At 63.4% G+C, this 20,431-nt stretch carries 23 protein-coding genes; 15 read left to right on the forward strand and 8 right to left on the reverse strand.

Going from position 1 to position 20,431, the window contains the following annotated elements:
• Positions 1 to 65 precede the first annotated feature (65 nt).
• The gene (locus HDE78_RS15965; protein WP_179481277.1) at positions 66 to 1,322 is read right to left on the reverse strand and encodes a hypothetical protein; all 1,257 of its coding nucleotides are present in this window, start codon (positions 1,320 to 1,322) and stop codon (positions 66 to 68) included.
• Between the two features lie 125 nt (positions 1,323 to 1,447).
• On the opposite strand from HDE78_RS15965, the gene HDE78_RS15970 reads away from it, so the two are divergent.
• Positions 1,448 to 2,101: a nicotinamidase gene (locus tag HDE78_RS15970; RefSeq protein WP_179481278.1), complete on the forward strand. Its 654-nt coding sequence runs from the start codon at positions 1,448 to 1,450 to the stop codon at positions 2,099 to 2,101.
• A 25-nt stretch (positions 2,102 to 2,126) separates the two neighbouring features.
• Here the strand turns inward: HDE78_RS15970 and HDE78_RS15975 are convergent, their stop codons facing one another.
• Positions 2,127 to 2,594, reverse strand: coding sequence for a putative toxin-antitoxin system toxin component, PIN family (locus tag HDE78_RS15975; RefSeq protein WP_179481280.1), 468 nt, complete (start codon positions 2,592 to 2,594; stop codon positions 2,127 to 2,129).
• On the reverse strand, positions 2,594 to 2,782 hold the full coding sequence (locus HDE78_RS15980; protein ID WP_179481282.1) for a CPXCG motif-containing cysteine-rich protein: 189 nt from the start codon (positions 2,780 to 2,782) through the stop codon (positions 2,594 to 2,596). The genes HDE78_RS15975 and HDE78_RS15980 overlap by 1 nt, the downstream gene beginning before the upstream one ends.
• Before the next feature lie 121 nt (positions 2,783 to 2,903).
• Between HDE78_RS15980 and HDE78_RS15985 the strand changes: the two genes are divergently transcribed.
• Entirely contained in the window at positions 2,904 to 3,812 is a 909-nt protein-coding gene (locus HDE78_RS15985; RefSeq protein WP_179481283.1) for an ion channel, read from the forward strand.
• Between the two features lie 82 nt (positions 3,813 to 3,894).
• A complete protein-coding gene (locus HDE78_RS15990; RefSeq protein WP_179481285.1) occupies positions 3,895 to 4,170 on the forward strand; it encodes a hypothetical protein in 276 nt (91 codons plus the stop codon).
• A gap of 22 nt (positions 4,171 to 4,192) precedes the next feature.
• On the opposite strand, the gene HDE78_RS15995 is transcribed toward HDE78_RS15990, so the two are convergent.
• Complete coding sequence (locus tag HDE78_RS15995) at positions 4,193 to 4,906, reverse strand: HAD family hydrolase (RefSeq protein WP_179481287.1); 714 nt, start codon at positions 4,904 to 4,906, stop codon at positions 4,193 to 4,195.
• A 169-nt stretch (positions 4,907 to 5,075) separates the two neighbouring features.
• Here HDE78_RS15995 and HDE78_RS16000 point away from each other — a divergent pair, with 169 nt between their 5' ends.
• The 4 genes from HDE78_RS16000 (at position 5,076) to HDE78_RS16015 (ending at position 11,030) form a co-directional block, all read left to right on the forward strand.
• Positions 5,076 to 5,453: a hypothetical protein gene (locus HDE78_RS16000; protein WP_255457859.1), complete on the forward strand. Its 378-nt coding sequence runs from the start codon at positions 5,076 to 5,078 to the stop codon at positions 5,451 to 5,453.
• A gap of 71 nt (positions 5,454 to 5,524) precedes the next feature.
• Positions 5,525 to 6,814, forward strand: a complete 1,290-nt coding sequence (locus tag HDE78_RS16005) for a TolC family protein (RefSeq protein WP_179481290.1) — start codon at positions 5,525 to 5,527, stop codon at positions 6,812 to 6,814.
• Positions 6,811 to 7,908, forward strand: a complete 1,098-nt coding sequence (locus HDE78_RS16010; protein ID WP_179481292.1) for an efflux RND transporter periplasmic adaptor subunit — start codon at positions 6,811 to 6,813, stop codon at positions 7,906 to 7,908. Before HDE78_RS16005 ends, HDE78_RS16010 begins: the two co-directional genes overlap by 4 nt.
• Positions 7,908 to 11,030, forward strand: coding sequence for a CusA/CzcA family heavy metal efflux RND transporter (locus HDE78_RS16015; RefSeq protein ID WP_179481294.1), 3,123 nt, complete (start codon positions 7,908 to 7,910; stop codon positions 11,028 to 11,030). Before HDE78_RS16010 ends, HDE78_RS16015 begins: the two co-directional genes overlap by 1 nt.
• A gap of 45 nt (positions 11,031 to 11,075) precedes the next feature.
• Here the strand turns inward: HDE78_RS16015 and HDE78_RS16020 are convergent, their stop codons facing one another.
• Together HDE78_RS16020 and HDE78_RS16025 are read right to left on the reverse strand one after the other, a co-directional pair.
• Positions 11,076 to 11,882 (reverse strand): N-acetylmuramoyl-L-alanine amidase, encoded by an 807-nt coding sequence (locus HDE78_RS16020; protein ID WP_179481296.1) that lies wholly within the window; start codon positions 11,880 to 11,882, stop codon positions 11,076 to 11,078.
• Positions 11,883 to 11,958: 76 nt separating this feature from the next.
• Complete coding sequence (locus tag HDE78_RS16025) at positions 11,959 to 12,492, reverse strand: hypothetical protein (protein ID WP_179481298.1); 534 nt, start codon at positions 12,490 to 12,492, stop codon at positions 11,959 to 11,961.
• 175 nt (positions 12,493 to 12,667) lie between these two features.
• Between HDE78_RS16025 and tsaA the strand changes: the two genes are divergently transcribed.
• Positions 12,668 to 13,213, forward strand: a complete 546-nt coding sequence (tsaA, locus tag HDE78_RS16030; RefSeq protein ID WP_179481300.1) for a tRNA (N6-threonylcarbamoyladenosine(37)-N6)-methyltransferase TrmO — start codon at positions 12,668 to 12,670, stop codon at positions 13,211 to 13,213.
• A gap of 99 nt (positions 13,214 to 13,312) precedes the next feature.
• Here tsaA and HDE78_RS16035 read toward each other — a convergent pair whose 3' ends face one another.
• On the reverse strand, positions 13,313 to 13,468 hold the full coding sequence (locus tag HDE78_RS16035) for a DUF3309 family protein (protein ID WP_179481302.1): 156 nt from the start codon (positions 13,466 to 13,468) through the stop codon (positions 13,313 to 13,315).
• A 219-nt stretch (positions 13,469 to 13,687) separates the two neighbouring features.
• Here HDE78_RS16035 and HDE78_RS16040 point away from each other — a divergent pair, with 219 nt between their 5' ends.
• A complete protein-coding gene (locus HDE78_RS16040) occupies positions 13,688 to 14,182 on the forward strand; it encodes a pyridoxamine 5'-phosphate oxidase family protein (RefSeq protein ID WP_179481304.1) in 495 nt (164 codons plus the stop codon).
• Between the two features lie 223 nt (positions 14,183 to 14,405).
• Positions 14,406 to 15,506, forward strand: a complete 1,101-nt coding sequence (locus tag HDE78_RS16045) for a catalase family protein (protein ID WP_179481306.1) — start codon at positions 14,406 to 14,408, stop codon at positions 15,504 to 15,506.
• A 120-nt stretch (positions 15,507 to 15,626) separates the two neighbouring features.
• On the opposite strand, the gene HDE78_RS16050 is transcribed toward HDE78_RS16045, so the two are convergent.
• Entirely contained in the window at positions 15,627 to 16,085 is a 459-nt protein-coding gene (locus HDE78_RS16050) for a PA2169 family four-helix-bundle protein (RefSeq protein WP_179481308.1), read from the reverse strand.
• A gap of 441 nt (positions 16,086 to 16,526) precedes the next feature.
• Here HDE78_RS16050 and HDE78_RS21125 point away from each other — a divergent pair, with 441 nt between their 5' ends.
• The 5 genes from HDE78_RS21125 (at position 16,527) to HDE78_RS16070 (ending at position 20,398) form a co-directional block, all read left to right on the forward strand.
• The gene (locus tag HDE78_RS21125) at positions 16,527 to 16,649 is read left to right on the forward strand and encodes a hypothetical protein (RefSeq protein ID WP_255457860.1); all 123 of its coding nucleotides are present in this window, start codon (positions 16,527 to 16,529) and stop codon (positions 16,647 to 16,649) included.
• Positions 16,650 to 17,081: 432 nt separating this feature from the next.
• Positions 17,082 to 18,008, forward strand: a complete 927-nt coding sequence (locus tag HDE78_RS16055) for an alpha/beta hydrolase (RefSeq protein WP_179481310.1) — start codon at positions 17,082 to 17,084, stop codon at positions 18,006 to 18,008.
• 93 nt (positions 18,009 to 18,101) lie between these two features.
• Positions 18,102 to 19,247, forward strand: a complete 1,146-nt coding sequence (locus HDE78_RS16060) for an acyltransferase (protein WP_179481312.1) — start codon at positions 18,102 to 18,104, stop codon at positions 19,245 to 19,247.
• A 483-nt stretch (positions 19,248 to 19,730) separates the two neighbouring features.
• The gene (locus HDE78_RS16065) at positions 19,731 to 20,156 is read left to right on the forward strand and encodes a lysozyme inhibitor LprI family protein (protein WP_179481314.1); all 426 of its coding nucleotides are present in this window, start codon (positions 19,731 to 19,733) and stop codon (positions 20,154 to 20,156) included.
• Positions 20,153 to 20,398, forward strand: a complete 246-nt coding sequence (locus HDE78_RS16070) for a hypothetical protein (protein ID WP_179481316.1) — start codon at positions 20,153 to 20,155, stop codon at positions 20,396 to 20,398. Before HDE78_RS16065 ends, HDE78_RS16070 begins: the two co-directional genes overlap by 4 nt.
• Positions 20,399 to 20,431 lie beyond the last annotated feature (33 nt).

The following is a 20,431-nucleotide window of genomic DNA, read 5'->3' on the forward strand; positions in this document are numbered from 1 at the left end:
TCGCTTCCTCGTGGGTTGGCTCGCCATTATGCAGTGAAGTGTTGGCTTAGAGCCTATTCACCATCTCAGGGCTTCGCCGAGTGGATGCCGGCCGTCGTCGACGGGCATTCACGCACGTCGAACCAGCGGAGCTTGACGCTACCCGGGTGCAGCGCCGCACACACGGTCGCGTTCACCGGCGTCTGCGCGTAGTAGGCGCGGCTTACCGCAACCTTGTCGCCCATCGTTTCCGGACCCCACGGTGCCAGCACCAGATAGGGCTGCGGGTGCTTGCCGCTGGAGATGTACTTGCCTTGCACCTGCGTCGAAAAAACCTGCGCCGGCTGCTGATCGAGCAACACGTCCGACAGACTCAGCACGCCGGCACCGTAAGGCAACGCAACGAATGCCAGCAACAGCACGCCCCAGCCCGAGGCGCGCGTCCGATCGCTGCGACCGTTTACCAGCATCACCGCGGCCAGCAGCGGCAGTCCGACCACCACGCCGTATTCGAGCACTGAACTGACATCCAGCATGTGAGTGTCGAACAAGGCGCGCACGCCCAGCACGACGCCGGGCAGGATCAGCATGATCGCAATATTCGGACGCACGTCGTTGCGCGTGGTGTCGAAGCGGATCAGACCGCGCGACCAGCCGACCAGGGCCACCGCACACCACGGCAGCAGGGCCACCAGCGCGATAACTGGAAGATAGGGGCGCGGATACACGTATGCCCATGCGCTCACCGCCAACGTCGCCACCTGCGCGACCTTGGCGAACTGCCGCGCCGTGGCCAGGCGGCTCAGGCGTTCCTGCGGGCTGGCGCCGTAGCTGCGATCGGCTGCCAGTCTGGCCTGCGAAGCGTCGCGCTCCTGCCGGTCCAGATCCGGCAGGGTGGCGATCCACGCGTCCAGCACGCTGTCACCCCGATAACCCGAATCCAGCCGCAGCGGCGGACCGCTTCTGGCTACCAGTACCGATATCGGCTTGCCTCGTGTCGGCACCAGGCGGCGGCCTTCGATCTCGTCGCGACGCAGCCGCCGTGTACTGAAAAGCCGGCGCACCTCGATCGCATCGGCGCGCAGCGTGAGGCACGCGACCGTACAGGACGCCGCCATAAACAAACCCAGGCCTAACGCAGTCATGCCCAGCCATAGAAACACGGCCGGCGCAGACGCTTGCCGGATTTGCATGAACACCATCCAGATGCCACCGGCCATCATCGCGGCGGCAATCGCATAAATGAGCCAGCGCACCGCAGTGGAATAACGATATGTCCGCGGATAGCTCGCGCTCGCCAGCACCGATTGCCTGTATCCCGTATCGCCGAAAACCTGATCCATCGCTTTCCCCTGGCTGATTCGTCCTTGCCCCGCGCCGATTCTGCATCAAGCGCAGGCATCCGAAAACCGACCCGGGCGGCGCACGCTAAACTTCGACTCGCTAAGCCCTTCCGCAAGGCTCGTCTATGAAACCTGTCATCGACTCTCGCGCTGCCCTGATCGTCGTCGACGTGCAGCCGGATTTCATGCCCGGCGGCACACTCGCCTGTCACGAGGGCGACGCGGTCGTGCCCGGCATCGACGCGTTGCTGCGCGCCGGCCTGTTCGAGCACGTGGTGGCCACGCAAGACTGGCACCCCGCCGGCCATGTGTCGTTCGCCAGTTCGCATACCGGCAGCAAGCCGTTCGATCAGATCGCGCTGTATGGCCAGCCGCAGACGCTGTGGCCCGACCACTGCGTGCAAGGCACGAACGGCGCGGCGCTGCACGGAGGCGTGGACTGGTCGGCGCTCGATGCCGTCATCCGCAAAGGCAGCCGTGCCGGCGTGGATTCGTACAGCGGCTTTCGCGAAAACCACGGACCGAACGGCGAACGGCCTAGCACCGGCCTGGCCGGCTGGCTGAGCGAGCGCGGCGTGGTCGAGGTGTATGTCTGCGGGCTGGCGCGCGACGTCTGCGTTTTATGGACAGCCCAGGACGCGGTGGAATCCGGCTTTCGCACGCACGTGCTGTGGGATCTGACCCGTCCGGTGACGCCCGCGACAGACAAAGCCACCCGCGACGCGCTTGCCGCCCAGCGGATCGACATCACCGCCGTTGGCGCTCTGGCGTTCGCCTGACTGACGACTGTCGGCCGTCAGCACATCAAACCATCGCCCGCGACCACTGCTGCGGCAGCAGGATCGGAAACAGGCCCGCGGCGCGTGATCGCCAGTCCAGCTTCAGCAGTTCCTTGTCCTTGCTGATCAGCCAGCGCGCTCCGCTGGCCAGTGCCAGCTGCAGAAATTTTTGATCGTCCGGATCGGCGCAGCGCGGCAGCCATGCCGCATCCGACGCGGTGGATTCGTCGATGGGCAGAGGATGAATCAAGGCATCGAACGCCGCGCTCACAGCGGGACGGATGGCGTCGTCGATCGGGATCTGCGGGTAGTGCAACACGCGGCGCCATTCATCGCGGCAATCGTCGCGCGTCACCGCCTGCACCGAGCCGTTGCGCAGCGCGATCATCAGATGCGCACAATGCGGATCGTTGAACAAAAACAGGTCGAGACAGACGTTGGTGTCCAGCACGATGCGCGGCACGCTCGGCGCAACCGGAGGGTCCGCCGTCATCAAGCGTCGTTCTCACCGGCGGCGCCGACCTGCGGTTCGCCGTCGTCATCGATGCGCACGCTCAGCGAAATCGGCCGGCAGCAGACCTGGCAGTCTTCGATGTAGAACTGGTCGCCGGCCGATTCGTCGACCAGAATCTCGATCGGCTCGCCGCAGTAGGGACAGGAAATATCGCAGGGCGTAGGCATCGACGCATGACCGAAACACGGCGGGCCAGCTTGCCACAGAGCCGCCCCGGATGCGTGCAGGCCAGGCGCTACAATCGCCGCACCGGCGGCCGTGCCGCATCTTCACCAGCCCAGGCTTGCAATGAATTTACCGCCCAAGCGTTTCAGACAGCGTCCACGCATTGTCGATGTCGGCGGCAGGGCCTTCGTCAGCGTCGGCCTGTCGCGGCGCTTCTGGGACGATATCTACCATCGCGCGCTGACCATTCGCTGGCCGGTGTTCTTCGGTCTGATCGGCGCGATCTTTCTCCTGCTCAACGCGCTCTTTGCGGTGATCTACCAGCTTGGCGACAACGCGATCGCCAACCAGTATCCGCACGGCTTCGGCGGCGCGTTCTTCTTCAGCGTCGAAACGCTTTCCACCGTCGGCTACGGCGACATGCATCCGCAGACGGTGTATGCGCATATCGTGGCAACGGTGGAGATCTTCACCGGCATGGTCAGCATTGCGGTGGTGACCGGCCTGATCTTTTCGCGCTTCTCACGGCCGCGCGCGAAGATCCTGTTTGCCGACTATCCGGTAGTGCGCATGATCGACGGCCAGCCCACGCTGATGATCCGCGCCGCCAACACCCGGCAGAACGTGATTGCCGAAGCCACGGCACAGCTGCACCTGCTGCGGCTGGAAACCTCGCCGGAAGGCTTTCGCCTGCGCAAGATCTACGACCTCAAACTCACGCGCGACCGGCATCCGATCTTCGTGCTCAGCTGGAGCCTGATGCACGTCATCGATGCCAGCAGTCCGCTGTTCGGCGAAACGCCGGAAAGCCTGGACCGCAACCAATCGATCCTGCTGCTGACCATCGAAGGCGTCGACGAAACCACCGCACAGTCCATGCTCGCGCGCCAGCGCTGGAGCCACAGCGATCTGCGCTGGAATCATCGCTACGTCGATCTCGTCAATGAGGACGCCGACGGCGTCAGCATCATCGACTACAGCGTGTTCCATCAGGTCGTGCCACTGGACGATATCGAACAGCCACGCGGCTGACTGAAGCGCCGCTAGCGCCGCCGTTACCGGCAAGGCGATACACTGCGCGCACCGAATCTGCACGCTGCACGAGAAAACAACCATGGCCGAGCGCGAGTTCAACCACTACCGTGCCCGTTCCGGGGCCACGCTGGAAGGCTCGCGCTATACCGCGTATCTGGCCGTGACGCCGCGCGGCAACGGCTTTCCGATGTATTTCGCGATCTGCGAAAACCGCAGCTTTCGCGCCAAGGATGTCGCCGAGGCCGCCGCCGCCAAGGCGCTGGCCGATATGACCGGCCTGGAAGACGACGGCACGCCGATCTTCCCCGAGGGCTACACCGGCTTCGATGACGATGTGCCGCCCGATCCGGCCTGAGGCGATTCAACGACGCTGACGATCAGGCGGCCCGCTGCGCCAGCTCGGCCACGGCAGCCGGAACATCGACGGGTAGCGCCACGGTAATCACCCGCTGCTCGTCGTCACCCAACCCGGTTTCCAGCTCGTGCGCCCAGGTTACGTGGTACGGCAAGTGCACCCCCCAGCCACCGAGCCGCACCACCGGCTCGATGTCCGAGCGCAGCGAGTTGCCGACCATCGCGAACTGCGCCGGCTGCAGAGCGAACTCGTTGAGCACGCGGCGATAGGTCCTGGCATCTTTTTCCGACACGATCTCGATACGCTGAAACAGATCGGCCACGCCGGACTGCGCCACCTTCTTTTCCTGATGAAACAGATCGCCCTTGGTGATCAGCACTACCCCATAGTCCGCGGCTACCTGCTCGACCGCCTCGCGCATGCCGGGTAGCAGCTCCACCGGATGCTGCAGCACCGTTTTGCCGAGCTCGACGATGCGGTGGATATCGCTCGCTGAAATGCGCTGATCGGTCATCGCGATCGCCGTTTCCACCATCGACAGCGTCATGCCCTTGGCGCCGTAGCCGAACAGTTCGAGATTGCGCCGCTCGGTCGCCAGCATGTCGCTCTGCACGCGGCCGTCGGCCAGATCGACGTAGCGGCCGACGATGGCGGCGAACGCGGCATTCGCCTGCTGGTAGTAGTCCTCGCTGTGCCACAGGGTGTCGTCGCCGTCGAAGCCGATCAGTTGAAGCATGTCGATACGCCGTTGATCTGAAGTGCATGGATACCAGCGCCGGAGCATGCGTTTCGGCGACAGGAAGGTCAATGCGTCGGCGGCAGCCACCCGAAAAGCGAACATTCGCCGACGAATGAAATTGTCTAACAGTGCGGATGTCCTCTAGTCTTCGCGGATGTTTCGCACCATGCCATCGCTGCTGAGTCGCCTGCGCCGCCATCGCGGCCTGTGGGTGCTCGCTGTGGCGGTGCTGCTGATCAAACTCGCTGCGGGTACCATCTGTCTGACCGATGGCGCGTACCCGGGCGACTCGCTCAAGAACCTCGCTGCGTCCAGCAGCCTGTCGGTCGATGCGCCCGCCGACCCGACAGCGGCAGATGAAGACGGCGGCTGCGTGCTGGGTGAAGCCGGCGGCTGCCACTGCGCCTGCGCGCATACGCTGCCGCTACCGACTGTCGCCTCGCTTTCCGTCGCCAGGATGGAAACGCGTTTCGAGTCTTTAGCCATCCATTCGGGATTCGAACCGGCCACCACCGGTTCGCTGCTGCGCCCACCCATCGCCTGAAAACCCTCCGTTTCGTGATGCCGCTGCGTCTGCAGCGCATTGCTTCGTGAACTGTTTTCAGGAGATGCTCCATGTCCGTTTTACGTTCGGTGCCGCTCGGCGCCGTGCTGCTGTTTGCGTTCGCGCTCGGTGCCACGCCTTCGGCCCTATGGGCGGCGACACCCGTCGGTACGCCGACCGCCGCCGCTTCACCGCGTCTGCGCGATGCCCTGGCTCGCGTGTGGAAAGCCAGCCCGGAAGTCGCGGCGGCGCGCGCCGAGCTCGACGCCGCTCGCGCCCGCGCGCTGGCCGCCGCGCAGCCGATCTATAACCCATCGCTGTCGCTGGACGCCGAGAACGCCGACGTCGATCGGCGCACCGTCGGCGTCAGTCTGGCGCTGGATCTGTCCGGCAAACGCGTGGCCCGCGCCAGCCAGGGCGACGCCGAAGTGCGCGTCAGTGAGGCCGGCTATGACCTGTTGCGGCGCGATGTCGCCGCGCGCTGGCTGAAAGCTTGGTCCACGGCGGCACTCGCGCAAAAGCAGAGCGCACTGGGCCAGCGCCGGCTGAGGCTGATGCAGCGCTTCGACGATCTGGCTGCGCAACGGCTGAAAGTCGGCGACATCAGTAGCCCGGAGCGCGACCTGGCCGCGCTGGCGCTGAGCGACGCGCAGCTTCAACAGGCGAATCTGATCAGCGATGAGGCCTCCGCACGCGCGTCGCTCATGGCGATCAGCGGCGATCGAGCCAGCGACGACCTGCTGCCGCTACCCGACGATCTGCTACCCGCCGTCGAGAGCGTCACTGCGCGACCCGTCGACGAGCTGCCCGAACTGCACCAGGCACAGGCGCGGCAAGCCAGCGCCGAGGCGGGTGTGCAGGTGGCACGTCGCGCACGTATTCCCGACCCCACACTCAGCCTTACCGGCGGCCGCGTGCGCAGCGGAGCGCTCAGCGAGCGCGTGATCGGCGTCAGCGTGTCCGTTCCGCTACCGGTGTTCAACACCGGCCGCGCCGACGTGGCTGCAGCCCAATCGGAAGCCGACGCTACGGCGGCCGGCGTGCGTGCACGCCAGTTCTCCCTGCGCGCCGGACTGCAGGAAGCGCAGGCACGCTACACCGCGCTGCGAGACGCCAGCGCAGCGTTTCGCCGCAGCCGTGCGGCCGCGTTCGAGGATCGCACTGCGCTGCTGGAACGGCTCTGGGCCGCCGGTGAAATCACCACCTCCGACTATCTCGTTCAACTCAAGCAAAGCCTGGACACCGCCCTGTCCGGCGACGAACTGCAAAGCCAGACCTGGCAGACGTGGTTCGACTATCTCACCGCCGCGGGCCGTCTGACCGACTGGCTCGACGGCCGCACACAGGACGCCTCCCGATGATCATTTCTTTGTTTCGACGCCGCTTGTTTTCTCTGGTGCTGCTGGTCGCCGTTTCCGGCATCGCCATAGGCCAGGAGGCTGCACCGGCCAACCCGCTGTCGCTCGATGCCCAAGCGATCAAGGACGCCGGCATCGTGCTGGATAAGATCGGCTCGCGCACACTCAGCGATGAATTGAAAGCACCTGGTGAGGTCAAGGCCAACGCCTATTCCACCGTGCTGGTCACCCCGCGCGTGGAGTCTCTGGTGCTGGCCCGCAAAGCCTGGCTCGGCGATGTGGTGAAAGCCGGTCAGCCGTTGGTCACGCTTTCCAGCGTGCAGGTGGCCGAAACGCAGGGCGCGCTGATCGTGGCTTCGCAGGACTGGCAGCGCATCGCCGCACTGGGCGAACAGGCCGTATCGGCCCGCCGCTACAACGAGGCCAAAGTGCAGCGCGATCAGGCCCGCGCCAAGCTGCGCGCGTACGGCCTTTCGGACGGCCAGATCGGCACCCTGCTGCGCAAAGGCTCGGCCGCCGCCGACGGCAGTTTCGAGCTGCTGGCGCCCAGCGCCGGACGGATTTCCAGTGACGAGTTTCTGGTGGGCGAGCGCGTCGAACCCGGCCGCACGCTGTTCACCGTGGTGCAGGAGGATCTGATCTGGGTCGTCGCGCAGATGGCGCCGGCCGATGCGGAGAAACTGCAACCCGGCGAGCCCGCACGCCTACTCGTCCATGGCGCGACGCTGCTCGGCAAAGTCGCGCAGCGGTCGCACCAGACCGACGAGCGCACGCGCACCGTGCCGGTTCGCATCGAGGTCGACAACAGCAAGGATCTGCTGCACGCCGGTGAACTCGTCGACGTTCGCATCGGCGTCGGCAACGCCGCGCCGAAGCTGGCCGTGCCGACCGAGGCGATCGTCCTGCTGCAGAACCAGACCACCGTGTTCATCGACCAGGGCAACGGCCGGTTCGAGCCGGTCGCCGTGACGACCGGTGAAACCCAGGACGGCTGGACAGTCATCAACCAGGGCCTGAAACCCGGCGACAACTATGTGCGCCAGGGCGCGTTCGCCCTGAAAGCGCGACTGCTCCGCTCGCAGCTGGGAGAAGATTGATGCTCGAACGTCTGGTTGAACTCTCACTGCGCTACAAGGTGCTGGTGCTGATTGTTTTTATCGTCATCGGCTTTCTTGGCTTTCAAGCCTTGCGCCAGCTGCCCATCGACGCCTTCCCCGACGTGACGCCGGTGCAGGTCAGCGTGTACACCGAAGCCTCCGGCCTCGCCGCCGAAGATGTGGAGCAGCTGCTGACCACGCCGGTGGAATCGGCGCTGGCCGGCCTGCCCAAGGTGGAACAGATCCGCTCGGTCAGCCTGTTCGGGCTGTCGTTCGTGTCGGTGTATTTCGACGACCGTATGGACGTCTATTTCGCCCGCCAGCTGGTCAACGAACGCCTGCAGCAGGTCGGCGACCGTTTGCCCGCCGGCTACGGCAAGCCGGAGATGGGGCCGAACACCTCCGGCCTGGGCCAGGTGTTCTGGTATACGGTCGAACGCGCCAATCCCTCGTCGAAAGACAGTGCAAAGGACGCCATGGACCTGCGCACGCTGCAGGACTGGAACATCCGGCTGATTCTGCGCACCGCACCGGGCGTCGACGACGTCACCTCGTGGGGCGGGCAGGAAAAGCAGTTCCAGGTGCGCGTGGATCCGCTGAAGCTGATCGGGCACCAGCTCGGCTTCAAGCAGGTGATCGAGGCGCTGCAGGCCAACAACGCACAGGTGGGCGGCAACTTCATCGACGTCGGCCGTGAGCAGTATCTCGTGCGCGGCCTGGGCCTGATTCAGAACGCGAAAGACCTTGGCCATATCGTGCTGAAGACCGAGGACGGCACACCGGTCTACGTGCGCGATGTCGCCACCGTGGAAGAGGCCGCGGCGCCGCGCACGGGCGCCGTCACCCGCGACGGCAAGGAGGTGGTGCTGGGCATGGGCCTGGCGCGCATCGGCGAAAACGCGAAGAGTGTGGTCGATGCGATCAAGGCCAAGCTCGATACGGTGAAACAGGCGCTGCCGCCGGGCGTCGTGGTGAAACCCGTGTACGAACGCACCGAGCTGGTCGACGCGGCCGTCGGTACGGCGGTACGCGCGCTGATCGAAGGCTCGATCCTGGTGGCGCTGGTGCTGTTTCTGTTTCTCGGCGAACTGCGCAGTGCGCTGGTCGTGGTGGTGGCGCTGCCGCTGGCGATGCTGATCGCGTTCATCTGCATGGACCGGCTCGGCCTGTCCGCCAATCTGATGTCGCTGGCGGGGTTGGCGATCGGTATCGGCATGATGGTCGACGGCGCGGTGGTGATGGTGGAGAACGCCTATCGCATCATGGCCGAACGCAAGGCCGAAGGTGGCCCTGTCGATCGCAGCGCCGCCGTGCTCGCCGCCGCGCGCGAAGTGGCCAAGCCGATGGCGTTTGCGATCGGGATCATCATCGTGGTGTTTCTGCCGCTCTTCAGCCTGCAGGGGCTGGAAGGCAAGATGTTCAAGCCGATGGCGTTCAACATCAGCTTCGCAATGGCCGGCTCGCTCATCCTCGCGCTGACCCTGATACCCGTGCTGGCCGCACTGGTGCTGAAGCCGAAAGAGGAAAAGGACACCCGCCTGGTGGGCTGGCTGAAACGCCGCTATGCGAGCGCACTGGCGTGGTCGCTCGCGCGTCGCAAGCGGGTGCTCGGCATGGCCGTGACCGCGCTGCTCGGCAGCCTCGCGCTGTTTCCGTTTCTCGGCAAGGAGTTCATGCCGAACCTGAAAGAGGGCGCGATCATGTGGCGCATCACCTCGATCCCATCCGCCTCGCTGGACGAATCGATCGGGCTGTCGAATCGGGTCTCCGCGCTGATCCAGCAGAAGTTTCCCGAAGTACAGACCACGCTGGCGATGATCGGCCGCGCCGAAAAAGGCGAGACCGCGGACGTCAACTACATGGAAGTCTATACGCCGCTGAAGCCGAAGGATCAGTGGCGCCGCGGCCAGACCCTGGAAAGCATCGAAACCTCGATGCAGGCCGCCCTGACCGAAGCACTGCCCACGGCCGTGGTGAGCTATACCCAGCCGATCCAGATGCGCATCGAGGAGCTGATTTCCGGCGTGCGCGCCACGCTGGCACTGAAGATCTACGGCGACGACCTTGGCGAACTGGATCGCCTGAGCGCGCGATTGAAGAACGTGCTGGCCGGCGTCCCCGGCGTGGCCGATCTCGCGCTCGAGGCGAATATCGGCAAGCCGCAGATCCGCATCAAGGTCGATCGCGATGCGCTGGCGCGTTACGGCCTCAACGCGGACGATGTGCTGACCGTGGTCAAGAACGGTATCGGCGGCGAGCCGGTCACCACCTTGCTCGACGGCGTGAAGCGCTTCGACATTGCCGTGCGCCTGAACGATGCGGAAAAGGCCTCGCTGCAGGCGATCGGACGTATTCCGATCCGCAGCGCCAGCGGCGCGCTGGTGCAGCTGGCGCAGGTCGCCGAGGTCAGCGACGGCGAAGGCTACTCCTTCATTCGCCGCGAGCAGCTGCAACGCTATGCGGTGATCCAGATGGATGTGCGCGGCCGCGACATCGACGGCTTTGTGCGCGAGGCCAACGCGGCGATCGCCCAGCAAATAAAGCTGCCGACCGGCTACTACAGCGAGTGGGGCGGCGCGTTCGAGAACCAACAGCGTGCGCTGAAGCGGCTGTCGCTGATCGTGCCGGCCACGATCTTCTTCATCTTCGTGCTGCTTTATACCGCGTTCAATTCGATCAAGCACGCCGCGCTGATCCTGGCCAACGTGCCCTTCGCCACCATCGGCGGCATCGTGGCGCTGGCGATCACCGGGCAATACCTGTCGGTGCCGTCGGCGATCGGATTTATCGCCGTGTTCGGTGTGGCCATGTTGAACGGCATCGTGCTGGTGAGCTTCTTGAACGAGCAGCGCGAAAAAGGATTGAACGTGCGTGATGCGGTCATCCGCGGCACCGCGCTGCGCATGCGTCCGGTGCTGATGACGGCCAGCGTGGCGATTCTCGGCCTGGTGCCGATGCTGCTCTCCAGCGGTGTGGGTGCGGAAACGCAGCGGCCGCTGGCGACCGTCGTCGTCGGCGGGCTGATCACCTCGACCCTGCTGACCCTCATCCTGTTGCCGGTGCTGTATGACTGGATGGAGCAACGCGCCGCGGAAAGGCGGCCCCAACGGAAGGCGTCGTGATCGCAGAGTCGGCCGTGACCGTGAACGGTCGCGGCCTACGTTCCATCAATGCGGCGATAACGGCTGTGGCGATAACGGCTGGGCCGGCAACAGCTGGCGCGTCAGGGCATACAGGATTTGCAGATCCTGTGCATCGAGTGTGTCGCCATCCATGCCGCGGTAGTGATGATGAAACGCGCGCACCACGGCGGCGTGATCGTCCGGCGGATAGCCGATCACACCCAGCGCCATCCACGGATCGAATCCCGGCGGCGGATCGATCAGCGGCCCCTGCGGCCACAGACCGAAGCCTGCGCCGGCCAGCTGCCTCCACGGAAACAGCGGGCCGGGATCGTTCTTGCGGGTAGGCGCGAAATCCTCATGACCGACAATCTGCGTGCGCGGTATATGCAGCCGATCGGTAAGGTCGCTGAGCAGGCGCAGCAGGCTTTCGATCTGCGCCGGCGCAAACGGCGTGCGACCGTCGTTGTCCAGTTCGATGCCGATGGAGGCGGAGTTGACGTCGGTGATCGTGCCCCAGCGGCCCTCGCCGGCGTGCCAGGCGCGCATCGAATCGGCGACCAGCTGATAGATGTGCCCATCGCCACCGATCAGATAATGCGCGCTGACTGGTCCTTCGCTATTGCCGGTACGCAACGTCTTCAAGCTGTTTTGTACCGACGTTTCATCGGTGAAGTGCAGCACGATCAGCTGCGGTCGGCGCTCGCCGTAGTTGGGTGAAGGTATCCAGGTAGCGAGTGGGTTATGTACGGGTGCCGCAGCGCAGGCCGCCAGCAGTGCCATGGGAATCAGCAGCATCGCCCACTGCAACAGCACTCGCATGGCTGGCACGGCGCGCCTTGGAAAACTCATCGCTTGCCCTCCTCGTGCCAACCGTCAGTCACTTCATGCGTCACTTTAATGGAGGGATATTTCTGCATGGAACGTCTCAGCCAACCTCACTGCCAAGGCGCAGATTGATGCCCAGCACCGTGGCCAGTTCACGCATCGGCTCATTGTCCCGCGTCAGCGTCATCCAGCCGGCGTGGCTTTCGGTTTCGGTTTCCCACGCCCACAGCGTGTAGCCGAATTCGGCGAGGCGATCGTAGGCGATGCCGAACAGGCCGGCCGCATCGATGTCGTCGAAGAATTCATCGTCGTCCGGGTCGCCGTTCCAGTCGATCGTGAGGTTCCAGCGCGAGGCCAGCTCGTCGATCGCCTGCACCAGCGAGCGCAGATCGTGCTCGTCCACGATAAAGCCCGAGCGCCAGTCGATTACGCGACCGATCACCTCTACCGGTACCACGTCTTCGGGCTCGACCTCGGCCACCGCCTCGCGGTAGTCGACAAACTGCTGCATGGCCATGTCGTCGTCGCCCGGATTGATCAGCCGCAGCAGCTGCCAGACCTGCGACTCGACCGAATCGTCATCGGCTTCGTCAAAGTCGAACTCGGTTTCGAAATCATCGTCGTCATGGCTCATGGGCAATCACTTTGAACACTTTATGGAGGCGATGCATGGTGCGCGCGCGGCGAGAATTTGGGAAGTGTGGCGAAGGCCAGTGAGGACAGCACGAGGACACCTATCGCCGCTCTGCTTGCAGAACCAACAAATCCGTCAGGCAGCGAGCCAGCGTTGAGGATGGGATACTTGCCCTATGCCAGACGTACTCAGCGAGCTCCCCGCCTATTCACCCATCGCCTTCGCGCGCTCGCCGTATGCGCGACGGATCGATGCGCCGCATCAACCCACCGTGGTGGAGGGCACCGAAAGCGGCGAAACAGCCGAGGCCAGCATCGAGTTTGTCGAGGGTATTCCCGCAGCGGCGTTTCGCGATCTTGCAGGGTTCGAGCGCATCTGGCTGGTGTTCGCGTTTCACCGCAGCGAGGGCTGGAAAGCCGAAGTGCGGCCACCGCGCGGCGGCGGCAAGCGCAGCGTCCTGGCGACCCGCTCGCCGCATCGGCCGAATGCGATTGGGCTGTCGGCGGTCGAACTTGTCGCCGTGGAAGAACGCATTCTGCGTGTGCGCGGAATGGATCTGCTGGACGGCACACCGATTCTCGATATCAAACCCTATGTGCCCTACGCCGATGCGTTCCCCTCATCGCGCGCCGGATGGATCGATGCGATCGACGCCGCCCAGGGCCAGCATTCGGCGCCTGGCCCGAAGCGACCGCGCCGCACGCCGCATGGTCTGGGCTGATCCGAACTGACCGACCGTTACTTGCAGCGCTTCACGAATGAACATCCATAAAAAAGCCCGACATCCTCGCCGGGCTTTTTTATGGATGTGGCCGATGTCTTAGATGCGACCCATCAGCAGCAGCACGACCAGAATGATCACGATCAGGCCCAGGCCGCCGCTGGGGCCATAGCCCCACGAACGCGAATAGCCCCAGTGCGGCAGGCCACCGATAAGCGCCAGAATGAGAATAACCAGCAGGATGGTAACGAGCATGGGCGGAGACTCCGTCAGTGTTGCAAAAGGTTGAGGCGCGTGCGGCACCGGGTGGCGCATCCTGCACTGCGGCCGCGTATAGGTCGTGTGAGGGCGCGCACTCGCACGGATGTGCGGCTGCAGCACATGCCGGATGTCGTCGCCGCGCATGCATGGGTTTGCCTTCGCATTCACCGGCCGGCTGCCAGCGTAACGACTCCCCTACTGGAGTCACCGCTCATGACCAGCACCCACGACGAACGCGAAAAAATCTGGGCACTCATCAAGGACGCCCGCGTTGCCATGCTCACCAGCGAAGACGACGGCCGCCTGCGCAGCCGCCCGATGGTGGCCAGTCAGAAGCATTTCGACGACGGCTGCCTGTGGTTTTTTACCCGCGCCGATTCGCCCAAGGCCGATCAGGTGAAGCGCGAGCATCAGGTCAATGCGGCGTACGCCAGCGCAGCGGATAACAGCTTCGTCTCCCTGTCCGGCGAAGCGAGCCTGGTATTCGACCGTGGCGACATCGACGCGCACTGGAACGATATGCTCAAAGCCTGGTTCCCCGATGGCAAGTCCGATCCCAACCTCGCGTTACTGAAAGTCGATGTCCACCAGGCCGAATACTGGGACGCGCCCGGCTCGCGCATGGTCGTGGCGTTCGACTATCTGAAAGCGCGCATCACCGGCAAGCCGCCTCAGCTGGGGGAAAACAAGAAAGTCGACCTCGGCTGATTCGCAGGATTTGAGACGACCGCTGATTAACGTCGCATCTGCCCGTTCGGCCCCCTCCGATGATGGCACCGATGCACTGGCAGTGGTCGGTTTATACCTTTTGCCGCGCCCGGATCTCCTGGCGCGGCTTTTTATCGATGACGCGGCGTATGCCGCGCTGTGCACACCTCACGTTGACTGCGGCCATGTGCTTATGAGCCTTCCCCCCCATCGGAGTGCCCTGATGACCGCCACTGTCCCCGCTGCGCCGCTGCCCTACCAAGCTGCCTTCGAAAAACCGGAAGACGGCGAAGCCGAAACGATTCACGGACTGATCGAAACACTGGAAAAAATCAGCCACACGACGTTTGAAGACACCAAGCACGGCCTGCGCGGTGTGCACGCCAAGAGCCACGGCCTGCTCACAGGCGAAGTACGCGTGCTCGACCATCTGCCACCGGTATTGGCGCAAGGTTTGTTCTCCAAGGCCTGCACCTATCCGGCGGTGCTGCGCCTCTCCACGGTGCCGGGCGACGTGCTGGACGACAAGGTTTCCACGCCGCGCGCGCTCGCCATCAAGCTGCTCGGTGTCGAAGGCGAGCGTCTGCCCGGCAGCGAAGGCGACACCACGCAGGATTTCGTGATGGTCAACGGCCCCGCGTTCGGCGCACCCGATGCCAAACACTTTCTGAAAAATCTGAAACTGCTGGCCTCCACCACCGACAAAGGCGAGTCGCTGAAAAAGGCGTTTTCGGCGCTCGCGCGCGGCACCGAGAAAGTGATCGAGGCCTTCGGCGGCAAGAGCGGCACCGTTATCGCCATGGGCGGCCACCCGGAAACCAACATTCTGGGCGAAACGTTTTACAGCCAGGTGCCGTCGCTCTATGGCCCTTATATCGCCAAGTTCTCCATCGCTCCCACATCGCCGGCTCTGAAGGCGCTCACCGACGCGCCGGTGGACCTGCACGACAGGCCCAACGGCATCCGCGACGCGGTCAACGACTATTTTGCGCACAACGAGGCGCAGTGGGAGCTGCGCGTCCAGCTGTGCACCGACCTCGACGCCATGCCGATCGAAGATGCCTCGGTGCCGTGGCCGGAAAACAAGAGTCCGTTCATCACCGTGGCGCACATCCATGTACCGCGGCAGGTGGCCTGGTCCGAAGCCCGCTCGGCGGCCATCGACGATGGCATGGCGTTCAGCCCGTGGCACGGTCTGGCGGCGCATCGCCCGATCGGTTCGATCATGCGTGTGCGCAGGGTCGTCTACGACACCATGTCGAAGATTCGCGCACGGCAAAACAAGGCGTCGATCGCCGAGCCGACCTCGCTACCGCCCTTCTGACCCAGGGCAACGGACGCCACGGCGGCGTCCGCTGGACCGACGCCGCTCTCAACAAAGCTTCTTGATAAGAAAAGCCGCCCTGAGGCGGCTTTTCTTCGATGCGATCACGCGTGATGCAACTCAGCTCTGCTGATTGTGCAGCGCGTGCTTCAGGTCGCGCATCTGGTCGTGGCCCTGGCGCACTGACGCATACGCGTCCGTGATCACCTGCTTGGTCGCGATGGACACGTCGTTGTCCTTCAATGCATCCTCGAACTTGGCTTTAATGTGGTCTTCGCCGCGCTCGACTTCATCGACTACCGCGGTGTCGCCCTTGCTGATCGTGTGACGAAGGTTGACGAACACGCGGTGCGCCGACGCCAGCACGGTGCCACTGTCTTCCGGCTTGCCGCCCAGCGCCACTACCTGATGCTGCAGCTTCGAGGCGACCTGGTGACGCTCCGAACCACGGCTCTGGAACATCGCGGTAAAGCGCGAATTGTCGGCATCCTTGGCCGCTTCTTCGTAGCCTTCGGCGCTGTCGATGGTGGTCTCGATCAGGCCGTTGAGAATTTTTACATCATGGTCGTTCGTGCTCATCGCAAACTCCTGGGGGAATGGGTTGGCGCCGCGGAAACTGCGTCATCACGGCGCGCAGCGCTCGTGGTTGAACGCTGGTGCCGAGGTTAGGGACACGCTTTGCATGAAGTCGTGAAAATACCTGCACGACGATCTTCATCTGAACCGGATCGATCAGCATTTGTATCTATCGCTCACGCTTGGCGCAGCACCTGATCGGTCGATGGTTCACAGCGAGGTCGCTATCCCATGGGATGCGGTGGCGGCACCTCGATCCCATCGCGTGGAGCGTCACGCCGCTGTATGGGCGGTTAACTCCCTCTCGTCCAGTCAGGTTGTCGTCGGGTTGATGAACACACCGCCACCCGTTTCAGGCGTTTCAAAAAATCGCGTCAACAGCGCCGACGGCAGATCGTTCTTGTGCCCACCAACCGATGGATCAAAACCGGAAAAGGTGATGCCATGAAAAAACTTCTGCTGACTCTTGTGACTCTCTCGATGCTGGCCGCGCTGTCCGGCTGCATCGTGGTGCCGCCCCGCGGCGGTTACTATGGACACCCGCATTACTACTACCGCGGCTGGTAATAAGTGATCTCGGCGGAGTGCTCATGAGCCAGCGCTCCGCCAACAGCCCGTGTGCTGGCCGCGAAGGTGACAGCGGGCATGTGGAGCTAACCGCTTCCGGCTCGTCGAGTGGCGGGTGGACCATTCATGGACCGAGCCCGAGTTCCACCGCAAGACAAGCGAGTTCCACCGCAAGACAAGGTTTATCGCGCGTCGCCTTGATCGCCTGATCTGTCGCCTTACCGGTGGAAACCGGACCAAGAGACGGCAACGTGCCACCGGCCACCGTATGATCGAATGACAGACGGCGGCCCCCTGCTGCCTGCCCGCAAAAAGCCATCGCAGGCGCTGCATCACGGCCGATGCGTTGGGCATGATTGGCATCTTCGGTTCACCGATGAATCCTTATTCGAATCGTGCAACGCTGGCCACGTGCCGGAAACAGGGAGCCTCATGAAGCGCTGGATGATCGCCGCATGTCTGCTGGCCCTTGGCCCAAGCGTCCACGCCAACACGACCGTCTGGCAACCATCGGCCGGCCACACGCAAATACCGATCTGGCCGAAAGCCACGCCCGACGGGCAGCCGGCGCCCGGTCCCGAAACCGTTAGCGTGACTCCCGCCAAAACCTATGCTGCCATCACCAACGTCACGCACCCTACGATGACGGTGTATGCCCCGCAGGGTCGGAACACCGGGGCTGCAGTGGTGGTCATTCCGGGCGGCGGCTTTCAGATACTCGCCATCGACCTCGAAGGCACCGAGGTATGCGATTGGCTGACATCCCGCGGCATCACCTGCGTGCTGCTGAAGTATCGCGTGCCGAGCGTGCCGTATGTCTGGCAATGCGATTGTCGCCCGCACAATCTGACGACGTCCGTACCGTCGTTGCAAGATACCCAGCGCACGCTGCGCCTGGTGCGCACGCACGCCGCCGAATGGCATATCGATCCGCACAAGGTGGGCGTGCTCGGATTTTCGGCCGGCGGCTATCTGGTGGCGGAGGCCAGCACGCGCTTCAAGCACGACCTGTACAAGCCGATGGATGCGACCGACAGGGAAAGCAGCCGACCGGATTTCGCCATCGCGATTTACCCCGGCCACCTCACCACAGACGGTGGCAAGTTGAATAAGAATGTCCCGGTTTCTCACGACACGCCACCGACGTTTCTTGCCCAGGCAGAGGACGACGACGTGGATGGCGTGCAGCAGTCGCTGGTCTACTACACCGCGTTGAAGAAAGCCGGCGTGCCGGTGGAAATGCACCTCTACGCCAACGGCGGCCACGCGTTCGGCCTGCGGCCCAGCAAGTTTCCGATCAGCGGCTGGCCCGCGCTGGTCGAGGTGTGGCTGCGAACGATTGGCATGGTGCAAAGCTAATCAGGCAGCGAAGCCGCTGCTGAGGTGCACCGGAACAAGCCGGCGGCCAGCTGAAAGTCGTTATCCTTCGCTATCGTTTCAAGGAAAGAATGCATGCAACGCTTGCCCGGCCTCGACTTGCTGCGCGCCCTGGCCATTGTCGCGGTTATCTGTACTCACTCGTGGCTGGTCGGCGGCATGGGGAACGGCTTCGGCTGGATCGAAAGCTATGGCTGGATGGGGGTCGATCTGTTCTTCGTTCTGAGCGGGTACCTGATTGGCCATCAGCTTTTTGTGCGCTACGAACGCAGTGGCCGGCTGGACCTGAAAGCGTTCTACCGTCAGCGCGCCTACCGCATCCTGCCTGCGTATCTGGTCGTGGTGGCGATTTATTTCGCCGCGCCCGGACTCAGAGAGCAGCCGGTGATCCAGCCGCTGTGGCAGTTCCTCACGTTCACCATGAACCTGTTCGTGGACCAGCGTGTCCCGCATGCGTTCTCTTCGGCATGGTCGCTGTGCGTCGAGGAATATTTCTACCTGCTCTTTCCACTGGCCATACTCGTGCTGGCGCCGAGAATCCGTGCGAGGCGCGTCGTCGTTGTCATGGCCAGCCTGATGCTGCTGGGCATGGCCTGGCGTGGATTTGCATGGTCGCAGTCCGCCGCGCCCGCCGACGGTGGCGTGTGGGAAATGGACATCTGGCGTTACATGCAGCTGGTCTACTACCCCACCTATGCTCGCCTTGATGGCCTGATGTGCGGCGTTGCGCTGGCCATGCTGAGCGTCTACCAGCAGCCGCTATGGCAGCGTCTTCAGCGCAATGCCAATGCGCTCGCGCTTCTGGGCATCATCGTCGTCGGCTTTGCGGCCTGGATATTCCGCGACACCCTCACCTTCGCCGCCTGCGTCTTTGGTTTCCCCATGTTGTCCATCGGCCTCGCCCTGCTTGTCGCCTCCGCCGCCAGCCCCACCGGCCTGCTCGGCAAAACGCGAGTGCCGGGCGTCGCCTGGATCGCCGGCGCGTCCTACAGCATATATCTGACGCACAAAGCCTCGCTGAAAATCGCAGTCCGCTACCTGCCCGCCTCCCTCAACCACCGCGGCATCGTGACATTTCTTTGCTGCGTACTGGTCGCCGTCGGCATCGCCGCCCTGCTCCACTATCTCGTCGAACGCCCGTTCCTTCGTCTTCGAGATCGACGTAAACGGAGCGTAGCGCTGGTCCCCGCGGCTGAAGTAGGTGGCGCTGTGCAGGAGTGAGATCTCATCGGCTAGTCACCGTTGTAGCGACCGGCACAGCTGTAGCGAGCACACTACCGATGCTGCCAATCGATACGCTGATCGCGAGGCAACGCTGCGAGAGTTTGCTGCGCATTGCCGGTTTCCCGAAAGTAGGCCGCCGCGGTCGGAAAGTTGCGCGCCAAGCTATTCAATGCCATACCAAGATAATAGCCAGGCATCTGAAGTTCCTTTGAAGGTGCGTAGCACTGATCCCGGCACAGAGCATCTCGTCGAACTCAGTTGGCAGATTTGGCTGACGGCATATGTCTTTATAAGGGCTGAATTCAAGGCTTCCTTACCGTCACTGCGTGCGAGCCGTCCGATAGCCTGGCGGCCTCTTTGTCTGCAGCCTGCGCGCACAAAGAAGAAAGATGAATCAGGCAAAAGAATTGTTAGGCTACCGCTGGTGAGGCCTAATGTCGTTGAGGCCAACATCACTATTACAGGTCGAGGAAACGGTCCATGCATATCAGCAAAAAATTTGTCGCGATGTTGGTGGTCAGTTTGCCGGTGGCCGCCTTCGCCGCAGGATCACAGGACCCGACAGCAGTGGTACTCAATCATTGCCTCAATGATGCCGCCAACGCATCGACGGCTGGCCAGACCGATTGTGAGGCGACGGCAACGCAGGCCTACGATCACCGGATGAACGCTGCGTACGCTACCTTGATGCGCAAGCTGCCGCCAAATGTCGCTGCCGATCTTCGCGCCTCGCAGAGAACTTGGCTGACCTTTCGGGATCAAGAAGCGAAAGCCCGCGGCGCGCTTTACGAAACGCGGCAAGGCACGATGTATGTGCCGATGCAGGCAGATGATGCCACCAACTTCATCCGTGATCGGGCACTGCAACTGGAAAGCTACGTGGCCGTCATGGCGATTGACCAGTGAGCGACATCAGTCTGGATCGTCCATCGATTGTTTTGCGCCGACCGAAAGGTTCCGAGCTCTATTTTTTGCTGGCTGGCGTGGGCGCCGTTCTCATCGGCATCGGCATGTCCTTTGTTCTCCTAATGCTGTTTGAAGCGATCGCACTTGGCGTGGTCGGAGGCATCGTCAGAAGCTCTTTTAGGCCAAGATTGTTTCACGTTTCGCTGAATGCAAAGGAAGCCTCTCCTCAGCGATCCAGCTAAGGCCCCCCTGCTTGAAAATTGGCCGTGTAAAAA

This window comes from Rhodanobacter sp. K2T2, assembly GCF_013408815.1.
Classification (GTDB): domain Bacteria; phylum Pseudomonadota; class Gammaproteobacteria; order Xanthomonadales; family Rhodanobacteraceae; genus Rhodanobacter.